The sequence below is a fragment of the Vibrio penaeicida genome (genome assembly GCF_030689305.1).
Lineage (GTDB): Bacteria > Pseudomonadota > Gammaproteobacteria > Enterobacterales > Vibrionaceae > Vibrio > Vibrio penaeicida_B.
On record NZ_JAUYVM010000009.1, the window covers coordinates 38887 to 63490 of the forward strand.

General features: G+C 44.1%; 22 protein-coding genes. 6 read left to right on the forward strand and 16 right to left on the reverse strand.

Annotated elements, in window-relative coordinates; all coding sequences use genetic code 11:
• Positions 1 to 163: 163 nt before the first annotated feature.
• Positions 164 to 1069, reverse strand: coding sequence for a DMT family transporter (locus Q8W40_RS15440; RefSeq protein WP_305398450.1), 906 nt, complete (start codon positions 1067 to 1069; stop codon positions 164 to 166).
• A 409-nt stretch (positions 1070 to 1478) separates the two neighbouring features.
• Between Q8W40_RS15440 and bluB the strand changes: the two genes are divergently transcribed.
• Positions 1479 to 2123 (forward strand): 5,6-dimethylbenzimidazole synthase, encoded by a 645-nt coding sequence (gene bluB, locus Q8W40_RS15445; protein ID WP_305398452.1) that lies wholly within the window; start codon positions 1479 to 1481, stop codon positions 2121 to 2123.
• An 80-nt stretch (positions 2124 to 2203) separates the two neighbouring features.
• Here the strand turns inward: bluB and Q8W40_RS15450 are convergent, their stop codons facing one another.
• The 14 genes from Q8W40_RS15450 to Q8W40_RS15515 all read right to left on the reverse strand — a co-directional run bounded on the left by Q8W40_RS15450 (position 2204) and on the right by Q8W40_RS15515 (position 17085).
• A complete protein-coding gene (locus tag Q8W40_RS15450) occupies positions 2204 to 4261 on the reverse strand; it encodes a PAS domain-containing protein (protein WP_305398454.1) in 2058 nt (685 codons plus the stop codon).
• 117 nt (positions 4262 to 4378) lie between these two features.
• On the reverse strand, positions 4379 to 4990 hold the full coding sequence (ureG, locus tag Q8W40_RS15455) for an urease accessory protein UreG (RefSeq protein WP_305398456.1): 612 nt from the start codon (positions 4988 to 4990) through the stop codon (positions 4379 to 4381).
• Positions 4991 to 5018: 28 nt separating this feature from the next.
• Positions 5019 to 5735: an urease accessory protein UreF gene (locus Q8W40_RS15460; RefSeq protein ID WP_305398457.1), complete on the reverse strand. Its 717-nt coding sequence runs from the start codon at positions 5733 to 5735 to the stop codon at positions 5019 to 5021.
• Between the two features lie 14 nt (positions 5736 to 5749).
• Positions 5750 to 6328, reverse strand: coding sequence for a HupE/UreJ family protein (locus tag Q8W40_RS15465; RefSeq protein ID WP_305398458.1), 579 nt, complete (start codon positions 6326 to 6328; stop codon positions 5750 to 5752).
• A 49-nt stretch (positions 6329 to 6377) separates the two neighbouring features.
• Positions 6378 to 6848 (reverse strand): urease accessory protein UreE, encoded by a 471-nt coding sequence (gene ureE, locus Q8W40_RS15470; protein WP_305398460.1) that lies wholly within the window; start codon positions 6846 to 6848, stop codon positions 6378 to 6380.
• 15 nt (positions 6849 to 6863) lie between these two features.
• Positions 6864 to 8567, reverse strand: coding sequence for an urease subunit alpha (ureC, locus tag Q8W40_RS15475; protein ID WP_305398462.1), 1704 nt, complete (start codon positions 8565 to 8567; stop codon positions 6864 to 6866).
• 154 nt (positions 8568 to 8721) lie between these two features.
• Positions 8722 to 9360 (reverse strand): urease subunit gamma, encoded by a 639-nt coding sequence (ureA, locus tag Q8W40_RS15480; RefSeq protein ID WP_305398464.1) that lies wholly within the window; start codon positions 9358 to 9360, stop codon positions 8722 to 8724.
• 38 nt (positions 9361 to 9398) lie between these two features.
• Positions 9399 to 10304 carry an urease accessory protein UreD gene (locus Q8W40_RS15485; RefSeq protein WP_305398465.1) on the reverse strand — a complete coding sequence of 302 codons (906 nt, stop codon included), beginning with the start codon at positions 10302 to 10304 and terminating at the stop codon, positions 9399 to 9401.
• Positions 10301 to 10996, reverse strand: a complete 696-nt coding sequence (gene urtE / locus Q8W40_RS15490) for an urea ABC transporter ATP-binding subunit UrtE (protein ID WP_305398467.1) — start codon at positions 10994 to 10996, stop codon at positions 10301 to 10303. The genes Q8W40_RS15485 and urtE overlap by 4 nt, the downstream gene beginning before the upstream one ends.
• The gene (urtD, locus tag Q8W40_RS15495) at positions 10996 to 11817 is read right to left on the reverse strand and encodes an urea ABC transporter ATP-binding protein UrtD (RefSeq protein WP_305398469.1); all 822 of its coding nucleotides are present in this window, start codon (positions 11815 to 11817) and stop codon (positions 10996 to 10998) included. The genes urtE and urtD overlap by 1 nt, the downstream gene beginning before the upstream one ends.
• Complete coding sequence (urtC, locus tag Q8W40_RS15500; RefSeq protein WP_370693392.1) at positions 11817 to 12965, reverse strand: urea ABC transporter permease subunit UrtC; 1149 nt, start codon at positions 12963 to 12965, stop codon at positions 11817 to 11819. Before urtC ends, urtD begins: the two co-directional genes overlap by 1 nt.
• 5 nt (positions 12966 to 12970) lie before the next feature.
• Positions 12971 to 14575 (reverse strand): urea ABC transporter permease subunit UrtB, encoded by a 1605-nt coding sequence (gene urtB / locus Q8W40_RS15505; protein ID WP_305398471.1) that lies wholly within the window; start codon positions 14573 to 14575, stop codon positions 12971 to 12973.
• Positions 14576 to 14632: 57 nt separating this feature from the next.
• Positions 14633 to 15916 carry an urea ABC transporter substrate-binding protein gene (gene urtA / locus Q8W40_RS15510; protein WP_305398473.1) on the reverse strand — a complete coding sequence of 428 codons (1284 nt, stop codon included), beginning with the start codon at positions 15914 to 15916 and terminating at the stop codon, positions 14633 to 14635.
• Positions 15917 to 16146: 230 nt separating this feature from the next.
• Positions 16147 to 17085: a substrate-binding periplasmic protein gene (locus Q8W40_RS15515; protein WP_305398475.1), complete on the reverse strand. Its 939-nt coding sequence runs from the start codon at positions 17083 to 17085 to the stop codon at positions 16147 to 16149.
• A 265-nt stretch (positions 17086 to 17350) separates the two neighbouring features.
• Between Q8W40_RS15515 and Q8W40_RS15520 the strand changes: the two genes are divergently transcribed.
• The 3 genes from Q8W40_RS15520 (at position 17351) to Q8W40_RS15530 (ending at position 21822) form a co-directional block, all read left to right on the forward strand.
• Entirely contained in the window at positions 17351 to 17800 is a 450-nt protein-coding gene (locus Q8W40_RS15520; protein WP_101109935.1) for a DUF3429 domain-containing protein, read from the forward strand.
• 194 nt (positions 17801 to 17994) lie between these two features.
• Positions 17995 to 19272: a condensation domain-containing protein gene (locus Q8W40_RS15525; RefSeq protein ID WP_305398476.1), complete on the forward strand. Its 1278-nt coding sequence runs from the start codon at positions 17995 to 17997 to the stop codon at positions 19270 to 19272.
• Between the two features lie 471 nt (positions 19273 to 19743).
• Positions 19744 to 21822, forward strand: a complete 2079-nt coding sequence (locus Q8W40_RS15530) for a TonB-dependent receptor domain-containing protein (protein WP_305398477.1) — start codon at positions 19744 to 19746, stop codon at positions 21820 to 21822.
• A gap of 109 nt (positions 21823 to 21931) precedes the next feature.
• Here Q8W40_RS15530 and Q8W40_RS15535 read toward each other — a convergent pair whose 3' ends face one another.
• Positions 21932 to 22174, reverse strand: a complete 243-nt coding sequence (locus tag Q8W40_RS15535) for a phosphopantetheine-binding protein (protein ID WP_305398479.1) — start codon at positions 22172 to 22174, stop codon at positions 21932 to 21934.
• Positions 22175 to 22382: 208 nt separating this feature from the next.
• Between Q8W40_RS15535 and Q8W40_RS15540 the strand changes: the two genes are divergently transcribed.
• Together Q8W40_RS15540 and Q8W40_RS15545 are read left to right on the forward strand one after the other, a co-directional pair.
• Entirely contained in the window at positions 22383 to 24038 is a 1656-nt protein-coding gene (locus tag Q8W40_RS15540; protein ID WP_305398730.1) for a (2,3-dihydroxybenzoyl)adenylate synthase, read from the forward strand.
• Between the two features lie 199 nt (positions 24039 to 24237).
• Positions 24238 to 24579 carry an isochorismate lyase gene (locus tag Q8W40_RS15545; protein WP_305398481.1) on the forward strand — a complete coding sequence of 114 codons (342 nt, stop codon included), beginning with the start codon at positions 24238 to 24240 and terminating at the stop codon, positions 24577 to 24579.
• Positions 24580 to 24604 lie beyond the last annotated feature (25 nt).

The window sequence follows — 24604 nt, forward strand, 5'->3', positions numbered from 1 at the left end:
TAATGCTGTCAGTATAAGGTGCCAATATCATCAAGATGATAGGAAGACTTTGAGAGAGTTGTTCGAAAAATTTGAATGACAAGTAAGGTCTTGTCATTCAAAAAGCGCAGTACTTGCTTTCTATGGTCTGCTTTTTTACTTCCTATTGCCTGCTTCTTGTGCCTTATTTTCTGTTTATTCGCCATACCGAGAAAACCACTAAACCCATGCCTATCGCATGATAAATCGTAAAGACCTCATCGAGCAGCGTGATGGCAAACAGGGCAGTAATGGAAGGGCCGATGTTGCTGGTTACGCTCAAGATTGAAGGGGTCAAGCGGGCCATGGCTGCCGCCATAAAATAGGAAGGCACAACGGTGCAGAACACTCCTATGGCAATACCAAGAACAATCAGTTCTGAGCTGAGTTCGGACAGTGCTACATCTTGATAAAAGTGCTGACCCATAATCGCGACACCAGCGCTTGCCATACCGACACTATTGAAAAGCTGGCTACCCATATTGCTGATGAGCTTTTTGCTTAGAATCAAGTAGATTGCAAAAATCAGTGCTGAACCCGCCGCCATCAAACTGCCCAACCACACTTTGTCGCCCATGTGCTGCATATCGTGGGTTATAATAAATGCAACACCGACGTAACCCAACAAAATCGCGGTGAGTGTTTGCGGCTTGGGTTTCTCCTTCATAAATATCCAGCTGATCGCGACAACAAATGACGGGAATAGGAAAATCACCAATCGCTCCAGTTGTGCTGAAATGTATTCCAGAGCAAGGATGTCGAGTAGGGCTGCGAAGTAGTAGCCCAGCACACCGATCAGCGCGGCTTGCCAACCAAATTTTTTAAGAGATTGTCGAGACGATGGGCTGCGACACAGCCAGAAAAGAATAACCAGATACAAAGGGAGCGAACTCAGTGCTCTAAGGCTCATGATAGACGTGGCATCGCCACCAAAATCATAAGCGAGCTTGATTAAGACTGGCTTAATCGAAAACATAGCGGTGCCCGCCAAAGCAAACATAATGCCTTGTCGATATTGTATGGATGGTTCTGATGTTGCTGTGGTGCTCATTTCTCTTTCCCTAGTGTAAAAGCGTTCCCTAGTGTAAGAACGTTGGGCTGTGAGAAATGGCGCTTGATTCCGGCTGCTTCACTCACAGCCAGACATAGAAAACTCTACCGACTGATTGGCATTAGTGAAAGGAGCCAGAGTGATAGAGTGCAAGGGTTCATGGGTATAGACCTTATTGGTTAGTCATTTTTTAACCTACCGAAGCCCATTCATGATGGCAAGCGTTTTATGCAAGGTAATTAACTTGTTGCACAGTAAAGATCAAACAAAGGCCACTGACGTCGCCTTTTTTTCTCGTTACTATAAATCCGCAATTAAGTTATTGAGCTGATTGCGTAATACCCATATGGGTAGTACCCAAGCATTTTGAGATCAATTGGGTAGATAAATAAAACACAGGTAATTACCGATGAATATAACTAAAGAAGAGCGGGAAGCCGTTTACAAAACCATTTTTTGCCGCCGGGACGTTCGCAGTGATTTTAAACCAGATGCCATTCCTGAGGAGGTGCTTATGCGTGTGCTTACTGCCGCGCATCATGCCCCTAGTGTCGGCTTTTCACAGCCATGGGACTTTGTATTGGTTACCAATCCGGAAATTAAATCGGCGATAAAACGCGATTTTGAAGAAGCGAACGCATTCTCTGCAGAGCAATTTTCTAAAGATAAGCAGTCGCAGTATAAATCCTTCAAGTTAGAAGGAATCATGGAAGCGCCAATGGGGATATGCGTAACGTGTGATAGAGAACGAAACGGGCCAACTGTGATTGGTAGAACGGTTAAACCAGAAATGGATCTGTATAGCACGGTATGTGCCGTTCAGAATCTTTGGTTGGCTGCGCGAGCGGAAAATCTAGGAGTTGGGTGGGTGAGTATCCTCAATGATGACGCGTTAAGGGAAACACTCCGCATTCCTGAAAGAAAAGCCATAGTCGCGTATTTGTGTATCGGCTATGTTGATAAGTTTAAAAGTAAACCAGAACTAGAAACCGCAGGTTGGCTGCCTAGAAGTAGTTTGGATTCTGTGATCCATCGCGATCATTTCAAACGTTAGTTTTAGCTAAGGAAGTTTTTGAGCTTTTAATGTAATGAAACACGGGTCCTCCCGTGTTTCATTTAGGTTCCCATGCTTCGTTATACAGCAGAGGCGATGTCATCGTTTGGTTTATCCAAATCCAAATCCAAATTCAGCGGAACTTGAATGGCAAAGTGAGCACCTTGTTTTTGTTCAGTTATGCATTGAATGTTGCCTTTTAGAAGCTGGATAACCATGTTGTAGATAATATTTGCCCCTAAACCACTGCCACCGCCACCTCGCTTGGTGGTAATGAAAGGTTCAAATACTTTATCTTTGACCGAATCAGCAATGCCTTTTCCAGAGTCTCGATAGTCCATATTGAGCAGCTCATCTTTTACCGTGATATTAATAAAAATATTTCGTGGACCGTCCCAATGATCAAACCCGTGGCGAATGCTGTTAGTGATTAAATTGGTGAATATCTGAATGTATGAACTTGGATAACTTTCAATATCAATGTTGTCTGGACATTCAAGGTGCACAGTTACTTTAGCCACTCGAATTTCATGAGATAAAGACAGCAGCAGTTTTTCCAAAATGTCTTTCATATTGAATTGATATGCTGTTTGGCTGGTTTGGTCGACGGCCACTTCTTTAAAACTACAGACCAGTTGTTCTGCTCTTTGCAGATTGGTGGTTAAGATTTCAGTTGATTGCTGTAGCGACAACAGAGCTTTAGAAAACTGTGCCTTTGAGAGATTGCCCGATTCAAATCCTTTAAGTAGGGATTGAACATTTTCTTCAAGAAAGCTGGTTGCGGTAACACTGATCCCTAGAGGGGTATTAATTTCGTGGGCAATGCCGCCCACTAAACCACCGAGTGAGGCCATTTTTTCAGCTTCGACAAGGTGTTGCTGCGTTTCTTGCAGTTTCTTCAAGGTAAATTGAAGTTCTTCGTTTGCCGATTCGAGAGACTGTGTACGTTCTCTTACTTTCTTTTCCAAGCTTTGGTTGAGTGATTCCAATTCGAGTTGAGTTTCGTTGAGTTGAGTCACGTCGGAACCAAAGCACAGTACTCGGTTGGATTGATCATCTAAGCTGACAAATCGCCAATGAATGGTCATGGAATTACCATCATGGTCTTGGTTGGTGACGTCAAAAACATCTGAAGGTAGCTTTACGATGATCTGGTTTTCTTCTTCTGGAGTCCAGTGACCGTCGGCAAAAACACGAAACCAATTTTTATCTACTACATCATCCTGTTTACGTCCACAGCGTTTGAATGCTTCTGGGTTTAACATTTGAATGTTGAATTCTAGCCGATCGACAACGCAGAGTAGGTTAGGTGAGTTGTCAATGATGGCGGCATTGTATTGCATTTGTTGGATTAGGTTTTGCTTGTCTCGGATCTGTTGGGTGACATCCGTAAAAACGTAACATTTACTGCCACCTTCCAAATCCAGTTCTTTGAAGCCGATGTAGGTATTTTGTCTCACCAGTAGAGAGTGTGGTTCAAACACCTCTTTTGATGTGCTCCCCGAGACAAACTGGCTAAATTCTGGGCAACGCCGCCAACCTAAATCACATAGACAATCCACCAAACCAAATGGATGATTCTCTAATAGAGCGTTTATTTCGCTCAGTCGATCCCCTACAATTCGATGAAAAGGAGGGTTGCTGGACACGAGTTCATGTTCAGTATTTATTATGGCGATCCCATGCCCGATGGAATTGAACGTGGTATTGAGGTACTCCTGAACACGCTGCTTTTCCAGCTCCGACTTTTTTAGAGAGGTAATTTCTATACCGCTCATTACGACACCTACCTGGGTGCCCTCTGCATCCAGTCGGGGTTGGTATTGAATATTGATGAATCTTTTATTGTCCGTTTCGGTAGGTAACTCAACTTCGAAACTGATGGATTCTCCATTCAATGCCCGCTCAAGCAAAGGAGCGGCATTGGCGTAAACTGGGGGAGGTAACGCTTCTTTTACGGTTTTATTGAGGACTTTTTCGCTGGTGGAACGAATAAAGTCCAAATACTGTTGGCTGACAACAATGTACCTTAAGTCACTATCCAATACTGCAACCATAATAGGGATGCTGTGAAATACGCTGGCAAGAAGTGGAAAGCTCATTGAGCTATCGACAGCATCCGTTGCTTTTGGCGGCATAATATTCCTCAATCCCTATAAGACTCATCGATCTAAAGCGTATACGTTCCTAATGATAAAAGTTAGTCGACGAATTGCAGTTATACAACTTGATCAAGAGAATGAGCTCGAATTGAATTACAATATCCCTTCGATAATGATGAAATCAATAATAGTCTCTAGCCCTATGCCTTGTTTAAGGTTGGTAAATACGTAAGGTTTGTTCGGTCGCATTCGCGATGTATCTCTATCCATAACCTCCAATGATGCGCCCACATAGGGAGCTAAGTCTATTTTATTGATCACCAATAGATCCGAACGAGTGATCCCTGGGCCGCCTTTTCGAGGAATTTTTTCCCCTTCTGCAACATCAATCACGTATATGGTCAGGTCGGCTAGTTCTGGACTAAATGTTGCGCTGAGGTTATCGCCCCCGCTTTCTACAAACACCACATCAAGGTTCTTATGTCGCTTGGCTAACTCATCTACGGCTGCCAAATTCATAGAGGCGTCTTCACGTATCGCCGTGTGTGGGCAACCTCCCGTTTCAACTCCGATAATTCTGTCTGGTGATAGAGCTTCTGCTTCGGTCAGTATCCTTGCATCTTCTTGGGTGTAAATGTCATTAGTGACTACCGCGATGTTCAACCTGTCGCGAATGTTTTTACATAGAATTTCCAATAAGGCCGTTTTTCCCGAACCTACAGGTCCGCCAATGCCTATTCTTAATGGTTGCTTATAGCTTTCCATATCGTTAATTTTCCTTGCTGTTTTTCGCTTAAGAGCGAAATAAACGGGTGTATTGCGTTTCATGTTTAGAGCTCGCAACGGCCAAAGCAGGAGTACAAGCAGAGATGTCATGGTCTTCAATTGTGTTTGAACGCTCGATGGCATTAGGGAACGCACTCGAAAGTTCAATCAAAGCTTCTTGTCCAGCAGTTTGACCGAGTGGGATAAGCTTTACGCCAGCCATGACTGTGTTTTCAGCCCATCCCCATAAGTAACCTTGAAGTAGTGCTTCTTCTTCAATTCGCCAGTGATGCGCCGCTAAACAAAAACCGTGCAGCTGATTAGGGTTATCTAAAGCGGAGTCTTTAGTGACTCCGAGGTTTCTTAGTAATCTGAATAATGCTTCTCCGCGCTGGCGCTCTTCAGCCCTGAATTCATAAGTCTCACGACACGCGAATAGATGAGCATTCCAGTACGCAACCGCATCGTGGTCTTGCTGGGCTACTGCACGGAATAGACGCCGAAGAACAGGGAGCTCTAGGGTCGTCATTGAATGGCTTAGAACAACGCTTAGCCAATTCACCATATCGTGCTTGCTCTTTATCCAATTCGCTTCTGCAGCCCATTCGAGCCCTTGAGAATACGTAAAACCACCAATAGGTAACGAAGGGCTGAAGAGTTGAAAAAGTCGATAAAGTGCAACGTTTCCCGAGTATTCATCAGTTGACGAGTATTCATCATTTGACGAATTTTCTTTAATTGACATAGGCTTATGCTGGCTTAGCTTAAAGCGACGAACAAAAGGCTGCCCGCTGCAATACTCCACGATGCCCAGCGAGACGAGACCACCCCCCCAATTCGGTGAGATAGCGCAATCAACACGGCAGCACTAACGAGCATTCCAGCGCCAAAACCAACAATGTGACCAGAGGCTTCAACGCCGTGCGCATACCCATGCATTGCAAGCAAACCAAAACAAAGCGCGGTCAAGCTGCTTGACCAAGGCTTAAATGTGTTTTCAGGCGAGCAAAGGAGTACGGCTGAAACGACGAGTGAGAGTGCGATCACTATTTCCATGCTGGCAAATCCGCCAAACAAATACCCAGCGCCTAACCCTATGGTTAAATTCGCCAGCGCAATGGTAGACAGCGTGATTTTAGCCGTGGTGGCCAAGTGACGTGCAATTAACAACCCCATTGCAGCGAGCATCAATAAATGGTCGATGCCGAGAATAGGGTGCAATAAGCCGCTTAAAAATGATGATGAGAATGCCATATGCTCAGCATGAACGGCGTGTGCAGAAGCTGGAGCTGCCATAAGCAAACTGGTTATAGCGGCAAGCGAATGAAGTGTCTTCATAATGTAAATCCTTTTAATGAACGCTGGTTTAAAAATGAAACTGATGGCTTCAGTGCTGGTGCGAGCCATGAGATCCGTGTTGATGTCCACCTGATGATCCCCCGTAAGCGCCATCTTCCGGCTCAAATGGCGCCATTTCTGATTTCACTTTTCCACCGAGCCCTTGGATCATGTCGTCGAGGACATGGTCATGTTGATACCGGAGCCAGCTATGTGTCACCTGTAATGGCACATGGCGATTTCCCAAGTGATATGCCATGCGAGCGAGTAACAAAGGGTCGTCACAATAGATAGTTGAGACAGGCTCTGGTGCAGCCCTGATTTCCACTACTTTTCCGCATTCGCTTTTTAGCTGCATGCCTCCTCTAAGCGTGTACCCTCGTGGAATAAAAAGACCGGCTTCGGAGCCATCATCCAGAAATACTCGTTGGCGGCTTTTGATTCGCTTTTCAATAGGCAAACTGAGGAAACCATCTGGGGATTCCTTGTAAATGTCGTTAATATGGGTTAGCTCAATCACAAGGTAGATCCTTGATTAAAATAAAAAATAACGCTGAGCCATCGGCAGCACGCTGGCAGGCTCGCAAATCAACAAATGACCGTTTGCTCTGACTTGATAGGTTTGGGAGTCGACTTCAATGTTGGGTTGCCAATCGTTAAGTTTCATGTCGGCTTTTTTGATCGCGCGACAGTTCTTGGCGATACCAATCTGGCTATTGAGGGAAAGCCTTTCTTTGATACCTTCATCAGCGGCTTGTTGAGAGACAAACAACATGGATGTCGAACTCGACGCTTTGCCATAACTGGCAAACATCGATCGATAATGAACGGGTTGAGGGGTGGGGATAGAGGCATTTGGGTCGCCCATTGGGGCCATGGCTATCATTCCCCCTTTGATGATCAAGCTTGGCTTCACACCAAAAAATTGAGGTTTCCAAAGTACTAAATCGGCCAGCTTACCTACTTCAATCGATCCAACTTCATGCGCCATTCCATGGGTGACTGCCGGGTTGATTGTGTATTTGGCAATGTAGCGTTTAAGGCGAAAATTGTCGTTGTGATCGCTGTCATCAGCTAAAGCGCCTCGTTGGACTTTCATTTTGTGCGCAGTCTGCCATGTACGGGTGATCACTTCTCCAACTCGTCCCATTGCTTGGGAGTCTGAGGCAATCATCGAAAATGCACCTAGATCGTGAAGAATATCTTCCGCTGCGATGGTTTCGCGGCGAATGCGCGATTCAGCAAATGCCACATCTTCAGCAATAGAGGGCGAAAGGTGATGGCACACCATTAACATATCCAAATGCTCATCCACCGTGTTGATGGTGTAAGGGCGAGTTGGATTAGTCGAAGAGGGCAGTACATTTGATTCGCCACATGCACGGATGATGTCTGGTGCATGCCCACCACCGGCCCCTTCTGTGTGGTAAGTGTGAATTACTCGATCGCCAATCGCACTAAGCGTTTCCTCTACAAAACCGGATTCGTTCAAGGTATCGGTATGAATAGCCACTTGCACATCCATTTCTTCGGCAACATTCATGCAGTTATCAATGGATGCGGGTGTTGTCCCCCAATCTTCGTGGAGTTTCAAACCAACCGCGCCCGCGGCAACTTGCTCTCGTAACCCTTCTGGTTGGCTGGCATTACCTTTACCCAATAAACCAAAGTTCATAGGAAAAGTATCCAAAGACTCGAGCATGCGATGCATATTCCAAGGACCAGGAGTACATGTTGTGGCGTTGGTTCCAGTGGCAGGTCCCGTTCCTCCGCCGATCATGGTGGTGACTCCGGATGCGAGAGCTTCTTCAATTTGCTGTGGGCAGATGAAATGTATATGTGAGTCGATACCGCCTGCTGTTAAAATCGACCCTTCACCCGCGATAATTTCCGTTCCGGGACCGATGATGATATCTACATTAGGCTGCACATCTGGATTGCCTGCTTTACCTATCGCAACTATGCGGCCTTCTTTCACGCCCACATCGGCTTTTACTATGCCCCAATAATCAAGGACGACAGCGTTGGTGATAACTAAGTCGGGCGTTTCTGCCGATGGACGCTGGCTTTGCCCCATGCCGTCGCGAATGACTTTTCCGCCACCAAATTTCACTTCATCGCCATAGGTCGTGAAGTCTTTTTCTACGGCTAGCCATAAATCGGTGTCGGCGAGTCTTAGCCTGTCCCCAATAGTGGGGCCAAACATTTCTGCGTAGGCTTGCCTTGAAATCGTTGCCATTAGAACTTCCTTGTTTCTTGTTTTTCTTTTACCCAAATAGTTCGAGGTCACTTGGTTATTTAGAGAGCGCCTGAGTATTTAGAGAACACATGAGTATTTAGAGAACATTTGAGTGTTTGAGAACACATGGTTAAATACTCGACCGCTTACAAATTTAAACGCGTCCCATCACTTTGCCTTGGAACCCATAAATGGTTTTTAACCCCGAATACTCGACAAGCTCAACGGAGCGCGACTGGCCAGGCTCAAAGCGAGTAGCGGTGCCCGCAGGAATATTGAGCCTAAAACCGAGAGTGACTTCGCGGTCGAAGTGAAGGGCATCATTTGCTTCATAGAAATGGTAGTGAGAGCCAATTTGTATGGGGCGGTCACCGTGGTTTTGCACGTTGACAGACACCGTTTTTCTATCGCGGTTGATCACCAAGTCTTCGTCTGGGGTTTGTTGTTCACCCGGTATGATTTCATCATTGGAAATGTTGGGCAGGGCTCGCTGGGAAATTGGGTCGTGTACCGTGACCAACTTAGTGCCATCTGGAAAGGTGGCCTCAACTTGCACATCGGGAATCATTGAAGGAATCCCCTCCATCACGTCTTCGACCGACAACAGTGTGCGCCCAAAGTCCATTAATTCGGATACGGTTTTCCCTTCACGCGCACCTTCCAAGATGGCGCTACTGATAAACGCGATGGATTCTGGGTAGTTCAGTTTTAGCCCTTTTTCTTTGCGCTGAGATGCCAGCATTCCAGCACAGAAAATCAGCAGTTTATCCTTTTCTCTGGGGGTGAGTTCCATTCTTATCCCTTTTCATAGTTAACCCTTAGGTTTCTTTCTTACGTCGCCCAAATCCTTGGCACGACAGAGGGTTTTAGCCCCCAATGTGCTCTTACCAAAGCTCTTACTTGTATAAATGCACCCATAATGTCTTCAGACCATTTACCCAACGCGCGTACGACCATTAAATCCTCTAAACACGTAACAGCGATAATCAAGGTGTTGGGCTGATTTTCCTGCTCTTCTTCAATGGACTGGAGCAAGGCTTGTACCAACTTGAGCATTTCATCGTCTGCCCCTGAAATATACAAACTCCCCATGGTGGGGTTTCCTTGTAACCCATTGTTATAAAAAAGCTTGTCTTTGCCTTGATAATCAAGTCCTTCGATTAGATAGGGCTTGTTATTGATTAATATCTCAGTTCTTCCTGATAGTTTTCCTTTTAGGAATCCCTCATTCAGTGCAGGGCGACCAAAACAGTGCATTTCCCATCCCATAAATTGGGCATTTTCTTCAAGTTCTATTCGGGCATTGAGTCGGGCAATGGCGCCGGAAAAATAAATGTTCTCTAAAGGAAACCATTCTAAGATTGCTCCGTTTTCTACTTTCAGATGAAGGTTTTGAGTCGCTGTGCGATCATCTGATAGGTAAAACTTTGTTGCACCTGGTGTGGTAATTAGCGCATGTGAACCCGATTCGACATGAGTGGTGATGGTGAGCGAGTCCCCACCCACCACACCACCGGGTGGGTGAAGTAAGTAGCAATGACAAACCTTACCTTCAGGGTAGAGAGGGCGCTGAACAGCAAGCGGTCCTCGCTGTTCGCGATGGCTCAAAATGGTTCTGTTTTGGGTGGGGGAGAAAACCAAATTCAGGCTGGCTTGCCAACCCGAAGAGGAGGACGAAGCTGATGAGATGCCTGCCTCAGTCTTATTAGAAGTGTTTTGGTCGAATGCAAACGTCATACAGTCAGGTACTCCGAAATCAGGTTATCACTGAGATCGTCCATATTGCCCGACGCGACCATTCTACCTCGGTCCAACAACATAAACCTATCACCCACTTTTCTGGCGAACGGCAGTTTTTGTTCAACAAGCAGCACGGTTAGCCCAAGCTTTTCGTTAAGCATGCGTATGATGTCGCCAATCTCTTGCACGATGTTGGGTTGGATACCTTCTGTGGGTTCATCCAATATCAGAAGCTCTGGGTTCACCACTAAGGCTCGCCCGATGGCAAGTTGCTGTTGCTGACCTCCGGAGAGATCACCGCCTCGGCGATGCTTCATCTCTTCGAGTACGGGGAAAATTTCATAGATGAAGTTTGGTATTTTTCGGTCACTTTTATCCCGAATGGGCAGACCGACGGACAGGTTTTCTTCTACGCTGAGCATTGGAAAGATCTGTCTGCCTTGAGGCACATACCCAATGCCTAGCCTTGGTCGATCTTCGGCGCTTCGGTGGGCAATGTTTTCACCATTCAGTTCTATTTCGCCGCTTCTGATAGGGGTAAGCCCCATAATGCATTCCAAAAGCGTGCTTTTACCTACGCCATTTCTGCCCATCAAGACTGTGCACTCGCCTTTGGGAATGGTCAGGCTTAAGTCCCATAGGGTGTGGCTTTCACCATAGTATTGTTCGACGTTCTTAATCTCTAACATTATGACTCCCCCAGATACACTTGCTTTACGGTAGGATCCGACTGCACTTTGTCCATACTGCCTTCTGCCAATACGTGCCCCTGATGCAACACCGTTACGTGCGATGCGATTGAGCGAACAAAATCCATATCGTGTTCGACCACCACCACCGAATGTTTGCCAGCGAGACCATTCAATAGCTCAGCGGTTCTGTCCATTTCTTGATGAGTCATTCCCGCGACGGGTTCGTCCACCAGTAAAAGCTTGGGGCTTTGCATGAGTAACATGCCTATTTCTAGCCATTGTTTTTGCCCGTGGGATAGGTTGCCAGCAGAGAGAGTAGACTGATCTTGTAGGTGGATAAGCTCTAATACAGATTCAAGACGATCAGCTTGCTCGGCATTAAGTTTTGCTGTGAACGTGCCCCACAAACCTCTAACTCCAGTCATCGCGAGTTCCAAGTTTTGCCAAACAGACAGACACTCAATTACGGTGGGCTTCTGGAATTTACGGCCTATGCCTGCGTTTGCGATGTCGGCTTCATTCATTTTGAGTAGGTTTAGAGTGGAGCCTAACCATACCTGCCCGCTGTCTGGTTTGGTTTTGCCCGTGATGATGTCCATCATGGTGGTTTTCCCCGCTCCATTCGGACCGATGATGCAGCGTAACTCTCCCTCTTTGATATAAAGGTTGAGGTCGTCAATGGCTTTAAACCCATCAAAGCTTTTATTGACACCTTCAAGGTAAAGCAGAATGTTATGAGTTGTGTCGACGAGTGGGTGGATGTTCGGCTGCATAAAACTAAACACTTTGTCGCGGCTCATCAGTTCAGTGGTTAGCATTAGGAGGTCTCCTTACTGGCTGTAAGTCGTTTTTTTAATGAGGGCAATTGCGCCAACGCACCGACCACGCCTTTAGGAAGATACAAGGTGGAAAGAACGAATAAGCCTCCAAGGGCAAACAGCCATATTTCTGGGAATTCGACGGTAAACCAGCTTTTGGCGTAGTTGACCAAAATCGCGCCAGCCACTGCGCCGTAAAGTGTTGCCCTTCCACCGAGTGCCACCCAAATCACGATTTCGATTGAGTTGATAGGCGCAAATTCACCTGGGTTAATGATGCCGACTTGTGGAACGTAAAGTGCGCCAGCTAACCCCGCGATCATCGCGGAGAGAACAAAAATACCGAGCTTGATGTTATCGACGTCGTAACCCATAAATCGGGTTCGGGATTCGGTGTCTCTAATGGCTAAAGCAACGCGCCCTAATCGGCTTTGAATGATCACTTTACATAAGATGTAACAAGCAATAAGCGCGATGCCTGTACACATAAACAAAGCCAGCTTTGTGGCGTCTTGTTGCAAACTGAAACCGAGAATGTCTTTAAAGTCGGTAAGGCCGTTGTTTCCGCCAAACCCCATCTCATTTCTAAAGAATGCCAGCATTAAAGCGTAGGTAAGTGCTTGAGTCATGATCGAAAGATACACCCCCGATACACGAGATCGAAAAGCAAGATAACCAAAGATAAATGCCAAAGAGCCAGGAACTAGAAGCACCATAAGGGCTGCGAACCAAAACTGATCAAACCCTAGCCAAAACCAAGGCAGTTCTTGCCAGTTTAAGAAGACCATAAAATCGGCTAATACCGGATCGCCATAGACACCACGATCACCAATCTGCCTCATGAGGTACATGCCCATGGCGTAGCCACCTAGAGCAAAAAAGGCGCCATGACCTAAGCTGAGTATGCCAAGGTACCCCCAAACTAAATCGACAGACAGTGCAAGCAATGCGTAGCTGAGGTACTTACCCATCAATGAAACAGTAAAGGTTTCGATATGCAGTGGGTGTCCTTGCGGCAATATTAGATTGCAAAAAGGCACCAGTATTAGAAGCAAAATAATAGTGCCAAGTGTGGCTTTGCTGCCTTTGTCACTGCTTAGTGCATTAAAAATGATTGAGTTAGTTGGTGCAGTATTTGAATTTTCCATAGTGATTACCCCTCAGCCGCACGACCACGTTGTGGAAATAATCCACGCGGGCGTTTTTGAATAAAGAGGATGATGAAAACCAACACCAGTATTTTCGCGAGTACGGCTCCCGCCCAGGGTTCCAGTATTTTATTGAAGATACCCAAACTTAGACCTGCGACCAGAGTTCCCCATAAATTGCCAACTCCGCCAAACACCACCACCATGAATGAGTCGATGATGTAGGCTTGCCCCATATTAGGACCAACATTCGTAAGTTGAGACAAAGCAACGCCGGCTATTCCAGCGACTCCCGATCCCAATCCAAACGTCATGATATCGACCCTTTCTGAGCGAATACCCATTGCTTTAGCCATCGGACGGTTTTGAGAAACGGCGCGCACTTGCAAACCTAATGGCGTTTTCTTCAAAATCATCATGAGACCTGCAAACGCGGCAATACAAAAGAGGATGATGTACAGCCGGTTGTAGGTGAGGGCGAGCATGGGGTTGATCTCCAATGAACCGGACAGAAATTCCGGCGTTGTGACAGATCGATTGAGTGGCGAAAAAATGGAGCGTACGGCTTGCTGCAAAACGAGGCTGATACCAAAAGTTGCCAGCAGTGTTTCTAAAGGCCGACCATATAAATGACGAATAACACTTCGCTCAATCGTGATGCCGACGAGCGCTGACACCATAAAGGCAGCGGGAATAGAGAGGAGTAGCGCTATTCCTGGGTAAGAAGGCATGATTTGTTGAATGACGTAAGTCGTGTAAGCGCCAATCATGATCAATTCGCCATGCGCCATGTTGATCACGCCCATAACCCCAAACGTAATCGCCAATCCAATGCCAGCAAGTACCAATACCGATCCTAAACTCAAGCCAAAGAAAAGCGTCTCGATGCCTGAATACAAACGCTGGCTTTCTTGATATTGCTTTATTGCCTTGTTAGTAGCTTCTAAAACAGCAGCATCAGTACTTTGATTCTGCAATTGATTGAGGACTTGAAAAACAGCATCTTGCTTGCTTTCGGCGATTCTTTTAATGGCTTCAATTTGATGCTCACCTATTCCATTTTTCGCCAAATCAAGGTTCAAGTTGAGGGTTAGTAGCTGCTTGATCTCAGCGTTTTTCTCAACCTTTTCTTGCTTGGATATAAGGGCGATTAATGTGGGATCTTTTGTTCCTATTAACCTTTTACTGGCGGCAAGGCGAATATCGTCATGGGGTGAGAGAAGATCTATCTTCGCTAATTGCAGCCGTAAATAACTTCGAAGCTTGTTGTTGAGTTTTGCTTTTTTAAAATCCCGTTTGTTTTGGATAACCGTTTTTTCCCCATTGGGAATCTGAAAGGCTGGTTGCCCTTTTTTAAACGAGGCGATGGAATAAAGAGTATGAGATGAGGGCTGGGCGTAAAGTGAGCCTTCAAGCCATTGGCTTAAAACGGGTTTGGCTAATTCCGCTTCGTTTTCAACAAGCCAGTCCGCGGCACTTTTACGTTCTTCATATTTTCGGCTGAGTAATTTAGGTGTCAGTTCGTTGAACGTGCTCACCTCTGTACTCGCCATACTTTGCGCTGAAGATAGACACATCAGCCCAAGTAGAAAGTATCGGAAAAATTGCATTATTGTGTCCGTGCTAAGCAAATGGACCCCTCACAAAGTGTGAGGGGCAAAAATAAATTAATTCGTTCCTGAGCATTTCTTAGTTTCAACGTTGAAACTGCCGCATGAGAATGGTTGTAACCAGCTGGAGTAAAGATCCTTAGAACCCGGTAAAAAGTCGGACCATGCGTCGCCGGCGACTAACCCAGTCGTTTCCCAAACCACTTCAAATTGACCGTCGTCTTGAATTTCTCCAATCAGGACGGGTTTGGTGATGTGGTGGTTTGGCAGCATGGTGGAATAGCCGCCACTTAAATTAGGAACGGATACGCCGATTAACGCATCTTGAACCGCTTCGGGTTGTGTTGTACCCGCATTGGTAACCGCTTGTGCCCACATGTTGAATCCGATGTAATGCGCTTCCATCGGATCGTTCGTGACTCGGTCTTCGTTTTTGATAAAGGCTTGCCATTTTTCTACAAAATCATCATTGGACTCTGTTTCTACGCTCATGAAATAGTTCCAAGCGGCAAGGTGTCCGACTAAAGGAGAGGTGTCCATGCCAGAAAGCTCTTCCTCACCCACTGAGAATGCAACAACTGGGATGTCTTCGGAGGATACGCCTTGAGCTCCCAACTCTTTGTAGAAAGGTACATTCGCATCACCATTAATGGTGGAGACTACGGCTGTTTTTTTGCCTTCTGCGCCAAACTTCTTGATATCAGAAACGATGGATTGCCAGTCGGAATGACCAAAGGGGGTGTAATTGATCATAATGTCTTTTGCGTCGACCCCTTTACCTTTTAAGTAGGCTTCTAAGATCTTGTTGGTGGTTCTTGGGTAAACGTAATCAGTACCAGCGAGTACCCACCGTTCCACATCGAGTTCATCTATCAAATAGTCAACGGCGGGGATGGCTTGTTGGTTAGGTGCCGCTCCTGTGTAGAACACGTTCTTTGATGACTCTTCACCTTCATATTGAACGGGATAGAACAAGATACTGTTGAGCTCTTCAAAAACAGGCAACATAGATTTACGCGATACGGACGTCCAACCTCCAAAGACGACATCGACCTGCTCTTTTTCAATTAACTCGCGGGCTTTTTCTGCGAAAAGTGGCCAATTTGAAGCGGGATCGACAACAACAGCTTCCAGTTTTTTACCAAGTAACCCACCTTTTTTGTTTTGCTCTTCGACCAACATCAATACTGTATCTTTCAATGTTGTTTCACTGATCGCCATCGTGCCTGATAGAGAGTGCAGCACACCGACTTTAATGGTTTCTGAAGCCAAGGTGTGGGATGAAAGTGATATGAGAGTGCCTAAAGCAGCAAGCTTCAATTTGAACGTCATGTTCTTCATGGTGTATCTCCTTATTGTGAATAATTGTTCATCAACAAGAAGTGTGCCAAATAGATATTTAGGTGAAATGTGTAGGTAATTTATTGATACTTAAGGTTTATGGTGTTTTTTCTTTTTATGTTTGGACTTGCATATCAATGGGTTAATTTTGAATGCTTTTGGTGCAGTTGCACCGATAGGTTTCACTAAAGTTGTGAAATCTACACGATGAATGTTTCGAAAAGTAAAGGTTAAAAGCAGCTGGTAATTGAGCGGCTGTTTTTAGCGTGGAGTTTGTCGTAATAACGTTTGACGATGTCGTCATACAAGCCAGATTGCTTCAATCTGATCAGAGATTGATTAATAGCGGTGACAAGCTGTTCCGCTCTCGGTGATCGCTTCGATATCAAAAAGTAAAAACTAACATCATCTTCATTGAGTGGTTGACAAGCAATGTTGTTGGGCAGCGTTATCTCACCAATTGCGATACTGCCAGCGATAATAGGGGCAGGGATTTCCATAATCTCGCAGCGACCATGTTTTAACATCAGAATCATGCTGCTTAGCCCTGATTTGTGTATTGAAATAATCTCGTCATCAAGATGACGGTGTTTTTCGATGTAATTTTTAATAACGCGCCCATCTGCTTCGCATACATCAAAATGTTTCATTTCACGCAGCGTTGTTAATCTACCCCCTGACATTGGGTTGAAGAGTCCTTTTGGAAATTCGTCTTCAGAATAAAATATGGCGCGAGAAAGGGTGTATATGGGTCCAACGAAATAGAACTCTTTTGCTTTCTCTTCACTGTATGTAACGTCTACGGTGATTTCAAAGCGGGTCTCGTGTCCAAATTTCTGTGAGTTATGAAGGCATCGCTTAGTGGGCATGAGCCTATACTGGAATTCAAACTGGTGCTGGGTTGCTGTGGCTTCCAATATATCTATATTGACGCCAACAACGTTGCTCGTTGTTTGTTTGTTTTCTTCTTTTACACCTGGCTTGTGTGGCACTTCATAGTAAAACGGTGCCCAAGTCTCACTGCAAACTTGAACGGGCAATTTGATATTTATACTCGATCCTGTGTCGAGATTACCGTCAGCCTTCGTACGGCTATCTGCATTTACGACGTTGAAAAAATGCAAAAAAACAACGCAGATTAAAGAGTACTGCCACAAATGCCAGCGCATTTACCTATCCAATAAAAATGTAATAGACCAAGTATAGTCAACCTACTGAGCTGAACAGAAAATAATCTATGGCGATATTCTTTGATCTACGGTGATACCCTAGAAAAGAACGCTAAACCTGAAAAGTTTGCCCGTTTGATCAGGTTTACAGCGGCTACAGCTCAAAAGTGAAACTAAATAGAGACTATTGAATAACTTTCTCGTGACTTCTTTGGGTTTTGTCTATTATTTAATCAGTTATAAAAGTGACTAATTGGAGTGGATGATGGAACAGACACCGCGACACATTATGATGGAGCTAGGGTATTTGGGGCTTTTGCCCTTTCTTGGTTGTTTGGTACTCATGGTGGCGGATATTTCGCTATTTGGGCATACCCCATTGGGGCTTTTTGTTACTTATAGCGCGATTATATTGAGCTTTTTATCCGGTGCTTTGTGGGGAAATGCGATTGATCATTTCTCTCACGCGTTGAGCCGTAATGGAATGCTATTAAGCAATTCTTTCACCTTTATTGCGTGGGCGGTTTTATTACAATCGCCGGAGAATCATTGGATTTCTCTGTTCATGCTGGCTTTTGGGTATGTAGCGGTTTGGTTCACTGAAGCTACATTGCGAAACTCTGAAAATGAAAACAATGCGAAAGGCTACAATGCTCTTAGAACAAGGTTAACCATAGGAGTCGTCGCATTTCATGGGGTTGCGCTAGTGGTATGAATATAATTGTAAATGATTCTCATTGAGTTTTGTTTCTGTGTTGGTATTATCTGACGGCTTTTGGTTATATTCAATTAACCTCAGCCAAGGATAAGGATAAACCTTTTGCATTTAAATCGAAGTAGCGATGTTTGAATGGAGTGTCTTTGCTCAGCTTATCCTAAACTGAGGTGCATTTAGGTAAGGAAACCACAATGAGCCAAGTTTGGCATCCACTCACCCATGCTCAACAATCCTATTGGGATGAGTTCTTACACCACCCTGATAGCTCTGGATCTGTCGTAGCCCATCGAATTGAAATTAATGGTCCTTGTGATACTAATTTGTTGCTGCGCGCGATTCGCCAAGCTGTTGATGAAGCAGATGTATTAAACCTATCATTCAAAGTCGAAAAAAGTGAATCTTATCCACGTCAGTCCGTTACTCCTTCGCTGGGTTCGAATGTAGAAATTGTCGACCTTAGAACAAAGTCAAATAATGAAACGCTGGCTAACGAGATGATGCACAGTGACTCAAGTACACCCATTAACCTAACCAACTCTGCGCTTTCTTTGCAAAGGCTGTATCTGCTATCTGATGAAAAACGGATTTGGTATTCGCGAGCACACCATATTGCAGTAGATGGTTACAGCATGAGTTTAATTGAGGATCGATGTGCAACCTTATATCGATGTTTTGTATTGGAAGAAATACCACCTGCGGCATACAAAAGGCTCGATACTTACATAAAAGAAGATCATGACTACCTTGCTGGGAATCGTTTTGGTCTAGATGAAGCGTTCTGGCAAGAATATATAGAAAATTCCGATCTTGAAAAAGTAGAGAGCAATAGCTTGTGCTCCGATACTGTCGAAAAAAGGTTAGAGTTACCGGATGAGTTAGGCACGGCACTACTGACCTTATCAAAAAAGCTTATGATTGGGTGGACAGACGTTTTATTGCTTCTAACTTCTGCATATTTGTATTCCCATTTCCGTAACAAAGAAGGGCAAAAAGAGGATTCATTACCAGTATGGATTCCTTTTATGAATCGAATGGGAAACCCCTGCGCCAATACACCTTCGTTAATGGTAAATGCAATACCATATAAAGTGTGTATTAAACAGAATGAGAGTGTCGAAGATTATCTTCTGCGATCCGTAAAAGAGTTAAGAAAGCTATATTCACATGGTCGATATAGGTTGGAGAGTAAAAACATCCCTGAAGGTGGTCATTATTTCTTGTCACCTTTTATTAACATATTGCCTTTCGATCCACCCGAATTTCATTTGTGTCAGACAAATCACCAAGTCATTGCTGGTGGTATTGCCGATGGTTTTAATATTACCTTCCGATCTTCAAAGGATACCTCTGGAATGAGCGTGTTATTTGAAGGAGAGTCGGCACTCTATGATCAGTCCGCAGTAGACGTTCATGCCAACGGGCTGAAGGATTTTTTGTATTCCACATTGTTTAATTTTCCTATCAATTAACATCAAATAATCTTTTCATATTTACGAAATATGTTGCTCTAGAATAGGCAGGGTCTACCTCTGCCTAATTTCTATGAGTCTTTAAGGGCTTCTATTCCTTAAATAAAATCCATTAATGATAATAATAATTATTACTAAATATAAATGAGAATGCTTTACATTTATATGTGCTATCGATAGAGTACAAACCTAAATTCGTCAAGCTACAGATAGAAAAAAGTTCACAAGCATCTGCATATTCAACTCTGATGCTTTTTTACTCTGTCTGATAAGCGGTTTTTAGTCGGAATACTCGCTCTCAAATACATAACGTAGTGGTCAATGAGAGTCACAAGGAAGTCTAGTCGAATACTCAGTTAAAGAGTCCATCGCCTTTTCACTCATTTGAATAACTTCCAGTTTGGCTTTTATTTTTTGATAAATCGTATTTGAGTGCACCAATTGTTAATGCTTAGTTAAGGAGAATTTTAAATGACAGCATTACGTCCAGCGCAGATGAATGTAATAGGAAACAAAACATTCAAATTGCGCACCTTATCCGCAGTTATTATGGGACTCTGCGTGGGTGGTCAGGCATTTGCAGAAACAAATAATAAAAACGAAGCAAATTCTGAAGAAGGTACTATTTCTGTTGTCACCGTAATTGGTGAAAAAACAGAGCGCTCTATTTACGACACAGGTTCAAGTGTTGAAGTTTTTGATGAAGACCGCATCAATACGACACCAGGTGCGACTGAGATTGCTGATTTACTTCAGATTACTCCAAACATTGTGGATACTGGTAAAGGAAATAGCTTACCTACTATTCGTGGTCTAGATGGCTCAGGACCATCTGTTGGAGGCGCAGCAAGCTTTGCAGGTACAGCCCCACGTTTAAACCTTTCTATTGATGGTCGATCTTTAACTTATTCTGAGATTGCATTTGGTCCTCGTTCTCTATGGGACATGCAACAAGCTGAGATTTATCTTGGTCCTCAAAGCTATGTTCAAGGGCAAAATGCCTCTGCTGGTGCCATAGTGATGAAATCAAAAGATCCAACGTATCATTTTGAAAGTGCTGTTAAGGGGGCAATAGCTGAACAAAACTATTCCCAAACTGCAGCAATGGTTTCTGCCCCTATCCTTGATGATCAGCTTGCGTTTCGTTTGAGTGTTGATCAGCAAAAACGCAAATCCCATCTAGATCTAGCATCTTATGCTCCAGCCGGTGATTCCCGCCGTGTTGAAACGACAACGGCTCGAGGTAAGTTTCTATTTGAACCTTCAGCATTAGAAGGGTTTAGAACGACTTTAGCTGTGACTTACATGGACACACGTGCACCTCAGTCAGAAAATGTGGTGGGACCAAATTACCCTGCTGAGCGTCCTATTTATGAAAGTAACAGTGTAAGCACTGCGTGGAATGTATCGTGGAAACTGTCTGACACAACTACGATTGAAAATAACCTTGTATACGCTAAGTTTGGTTATGATCGTGTAACTGACCCTACGGGTCGCCGTGCAGACTTTACGACTGAGGGTAAGGAATTCCATATTGAGCCTTTGGTTAAATACAATTCACTTGATGACAAGATCGTAGCTCTTGCGGGTTTACGTTATTTTAGCTCTAAACAAGACGATCTATTTATTACTACTAGCGAAACGCCAATGGAGGGAAGTACAAAGACCCAATCAGCGTTTGCGGAAGTGACTTATTCCGCAACTGAGCAAGTTGATGTAACATTTGCTGGTAGATTTGAGAAAGAGAATAAAGTAAGAGATGTTGATCTTTTCTCACTTGATTATGATGAAACTGCGACAGTATTCCTTCCTAAGTTTGATGTAGCGTACAAGCCAGAAAGTACTCAGACTATCGGCTTCAAGGTTGCGAAGGGTTATAACTCTGGTGGTGCAGGTTTGGCATTCAATCCAACTCGCAGAGCTCCAATGCTACCATATAGCTTCGAACAGGAAGATATGTGGAATTACGAAATTTACACTCGTCACCTTTTGCAGGACAGCACAGTTGAGTTGACTACCAACTTATTCTACAACGACTTCAATAATATGCAGATTCAGCAGGCTAAGCCGGACGGATACGTATTTGTAGAGAATGTGGATGGAGCAAACTCATATGGTGCCGAGGCTGGAACTCGCTGGCTAGCGACTTCCGATTTGGAGATATTTGCAAATATTGGTTTGCTAAAAACGGAATATAAAGAAACTGACCTTCAAGGTGGTAAGACTCGAGAATTACCTCGCGCTCCTTCTCTAACTGGAACATTAGGTGCTCTTTATACATTTGCAGATGGTTTTGAGTTGAGTGGTAACGCTAACTATACAGGCTCGTACTTCTCAGATAGAGAGAACAGCGCGGCGCAAGAAATTGATCCATTCTGGGTGTCAAATGCGCAGCTAGCCTATGTATTTGATGGTGGTCGTGCATCTCTATTCGTGACAAACGTATTTGACTCACAAAAGAAAACACTAGTCACTTATGCACCTGCAGTTGATGAACCATTAAAACAAGCGCCTCGCCAAATTGGTGCTTCTGTAGAATTACACTTCTAAATTTTAGATGTAAACAAAAAACGCCTTGCTCAAAGCAAGGCGTTTTGTTTGGTAGTAAAAAATCAGCTTAGGTGATTAACCAAAGATGCATTATTTTTGATTCGTGTGGTTAGGCGGATACTTCACTTGAAGCGATGATTTTTTGCCACGACTCCAATGTTGGTGTCTCCATTAACTGAGCAAAGTTGATATCCAAACCTGCATTTCTAAACTGACCTGTTAGACGCATCATACTGATTGAATCCAAACCTAACTCAATTAAATTTACATCAGGTTTTATTGATTCAGCTGGAACGCCCAAAAGCTGGCTAATCGTCGTTAACAAATCAATATTCGCTTCTTGCTTTGACAAAATAATATCCTTTTTTTCGGAAGGTTACGTAAAACTTCCAATGTGTGATTCAAAGTCGTCGTACACAATATCATTACTTGATTGTCGCATTCAAATGATTATTATTAGCATTTAGAGGAATGCTATGCATAAGTTGCAATGAGTGTGTTTGATTATCTTTTTTCAAGCAAACACTCTCGTCATCAGTACAGAAACATTAGGGAATGAGATGGACATCGTACTCAAGGAAAATGAAGTACAACAAGATTTGCTTTTCGGTTTTATTGAACAGTCTGAAAGTCAATCTGAAAAATTTAAAGATGCCGGTATATGGCTGAACACCCCTTTGTGGGGGATTTTATCTGAGGGAGTAGATAAACATCCAAATAAGGTAGCGGTTGAAGATTCTTATGGCGTGCTTTCTTATAAAGAACTGCAACTTGAAGCTGACAAGATAGCAGTAGGTTTAAAGGAGGATGGTTTAAAAGCAGGTGACAGAGTCGTTTTCCAAATTTCGAATAGCCTTTATTTCGCTAAGGTCTTTTTTGCAATACAGAGAGCTGGTTTGGTTCCGGTACTGGCTTTACCTGCTCATGGTGTTGTCGAAATTCGTCATTTTATGAATATTTCTGGTGCAAAGGCTTATTTGGGCTCCAATCTAGAAAATGATGGTAAAGCGATAAGTATATCGGATTCATTATCGGAAACATTTTCCGGCTTAAAACATATTTATATTGCTGGTGACTCGGGCAAATACCGTTCATTACCAAAAGGTGACGTTAACCAGTTTATACCTGAAGAATCAAATCCCGGTTTTCCGGCTCTATTTCTGGTGTCAGGTGGGACAACGGGTTTTCCTAAGCTCATTCCAAGAACACATAACGATTATCGTTTTAACATTCAGAGTTGCGCCGACGCGAGCGAATTATCAAATAAAGAGGTTTATCTTGCGGTTTTACCTGCAGCACACAACTTTACTTTAGGGTGCCCTGGGTTACTTGGTGCACTCCAGTGTGGCGGAAAAGTCATCTTTAGTACAAACCCCAGCCCCGACTATTGTTTCGATGTTATTGAAAAAAATAAAGTCACTTCTACAGCATTAGTTCCTGCGTTAGCTCAGCTGTGGACAGCAGCTAAAGAATGGGAGAATGCTGACACATCCAGTTTGAGACTGATCCAAGTGGGTGGTTCTAAACTTGCGCATTCCGATGCTCTAAATGTTCAACAAGCATTTCCTGGTGCACTTCAACAAGTTTTCGGTATGGCGGAAGGTTTGATTGCCTGCACGCGACTTGGTGATGATGCTGAACTTGTTGCCACTAAACAGGGACGCCCTGTTAGCCATTGGGATGAGGTACGTGTTGTTAATGCCGAGGGGAAACTTGTTTCGGTAGGAGAAGAGGGGGAGTTGCTGACCCGAGGTCCGTATACATTAAGAGGTTACTACCGCGCTGCAGAGCACAATGAGCGTTCTTTTACTGAAGATGGGTTTTACCGAAGTGGCGATCGCGTCATCGTAGATGAAAATGGCTACATTGTGGTGACGGGGCGGATCAAAGATGTCGTAAACCGAGCTGGCGAATGTATTGCTACAGATGAATTGGAAGAGCAGTTGCTTGCCCATCCCAATGTTGCACAAGTCGCAGTCGTTGCCGTACCGGATAAGCATTTGGGGGAAAGAATAGGCGTTGCTTTAGTTAAAAAAGGTCGAGTGCCGACGCTTCAAGAACTGCGAGTTTTCCTTCAAGCGCAGGGTATCGCTTCATTCAAATTGCCCGATGAACTGAATATTGTGTCCAGCCTCCCTAAAACGGCTGTTGGCAAGATAGATAAAAAGCGCGTTCCCGGTCCCGATGGTAACCCTTGGGTTAATACTTCCATATAACTGAAATTGGGCTGCTGATTTGCAGCCCAATTTAATGCAAAAGCGGCAGTATACTAATTGAATATATGTTGATAATAAGATACATTCTCATTTCGCTTCAGGGCGAGAAATTCTATTTTCTCCATATTCTTCAACAGGTAAGGATTGAAGTTGAAAGTAGGAGACAGACAGCAGGGAATGAAATTTAAAGGAAATTAACGTGTCATCTTTAAAGAAGCCAGAAGCTTGCGAAAGTCTTAACGATATCCGAATAGGAATAGACTCCCTTGATAAAGAGATTATTCAACTTCTCTCAAGGCGAATGGGGTATGTAAAAGCCGCAGCGCAATTTAAGCCAAATGAAGAAAGTATTCCAGCTCCCGAACGTGTCGTGGTGATGCTAGAAGATCGAAAAAAATGGGCAGAAGACGCAGGAATATCAGCAGAGTTTGTTGGAACGATATTTCCTAACATCATCGATTGGTACATCAACCAACAAATACAACACTGGCGTCATGAAAGAGGGCTTTCAGTAGAGGAGTCTGAAGATATAGCAACTTGATAATGATTTTTGACATTATCAATCA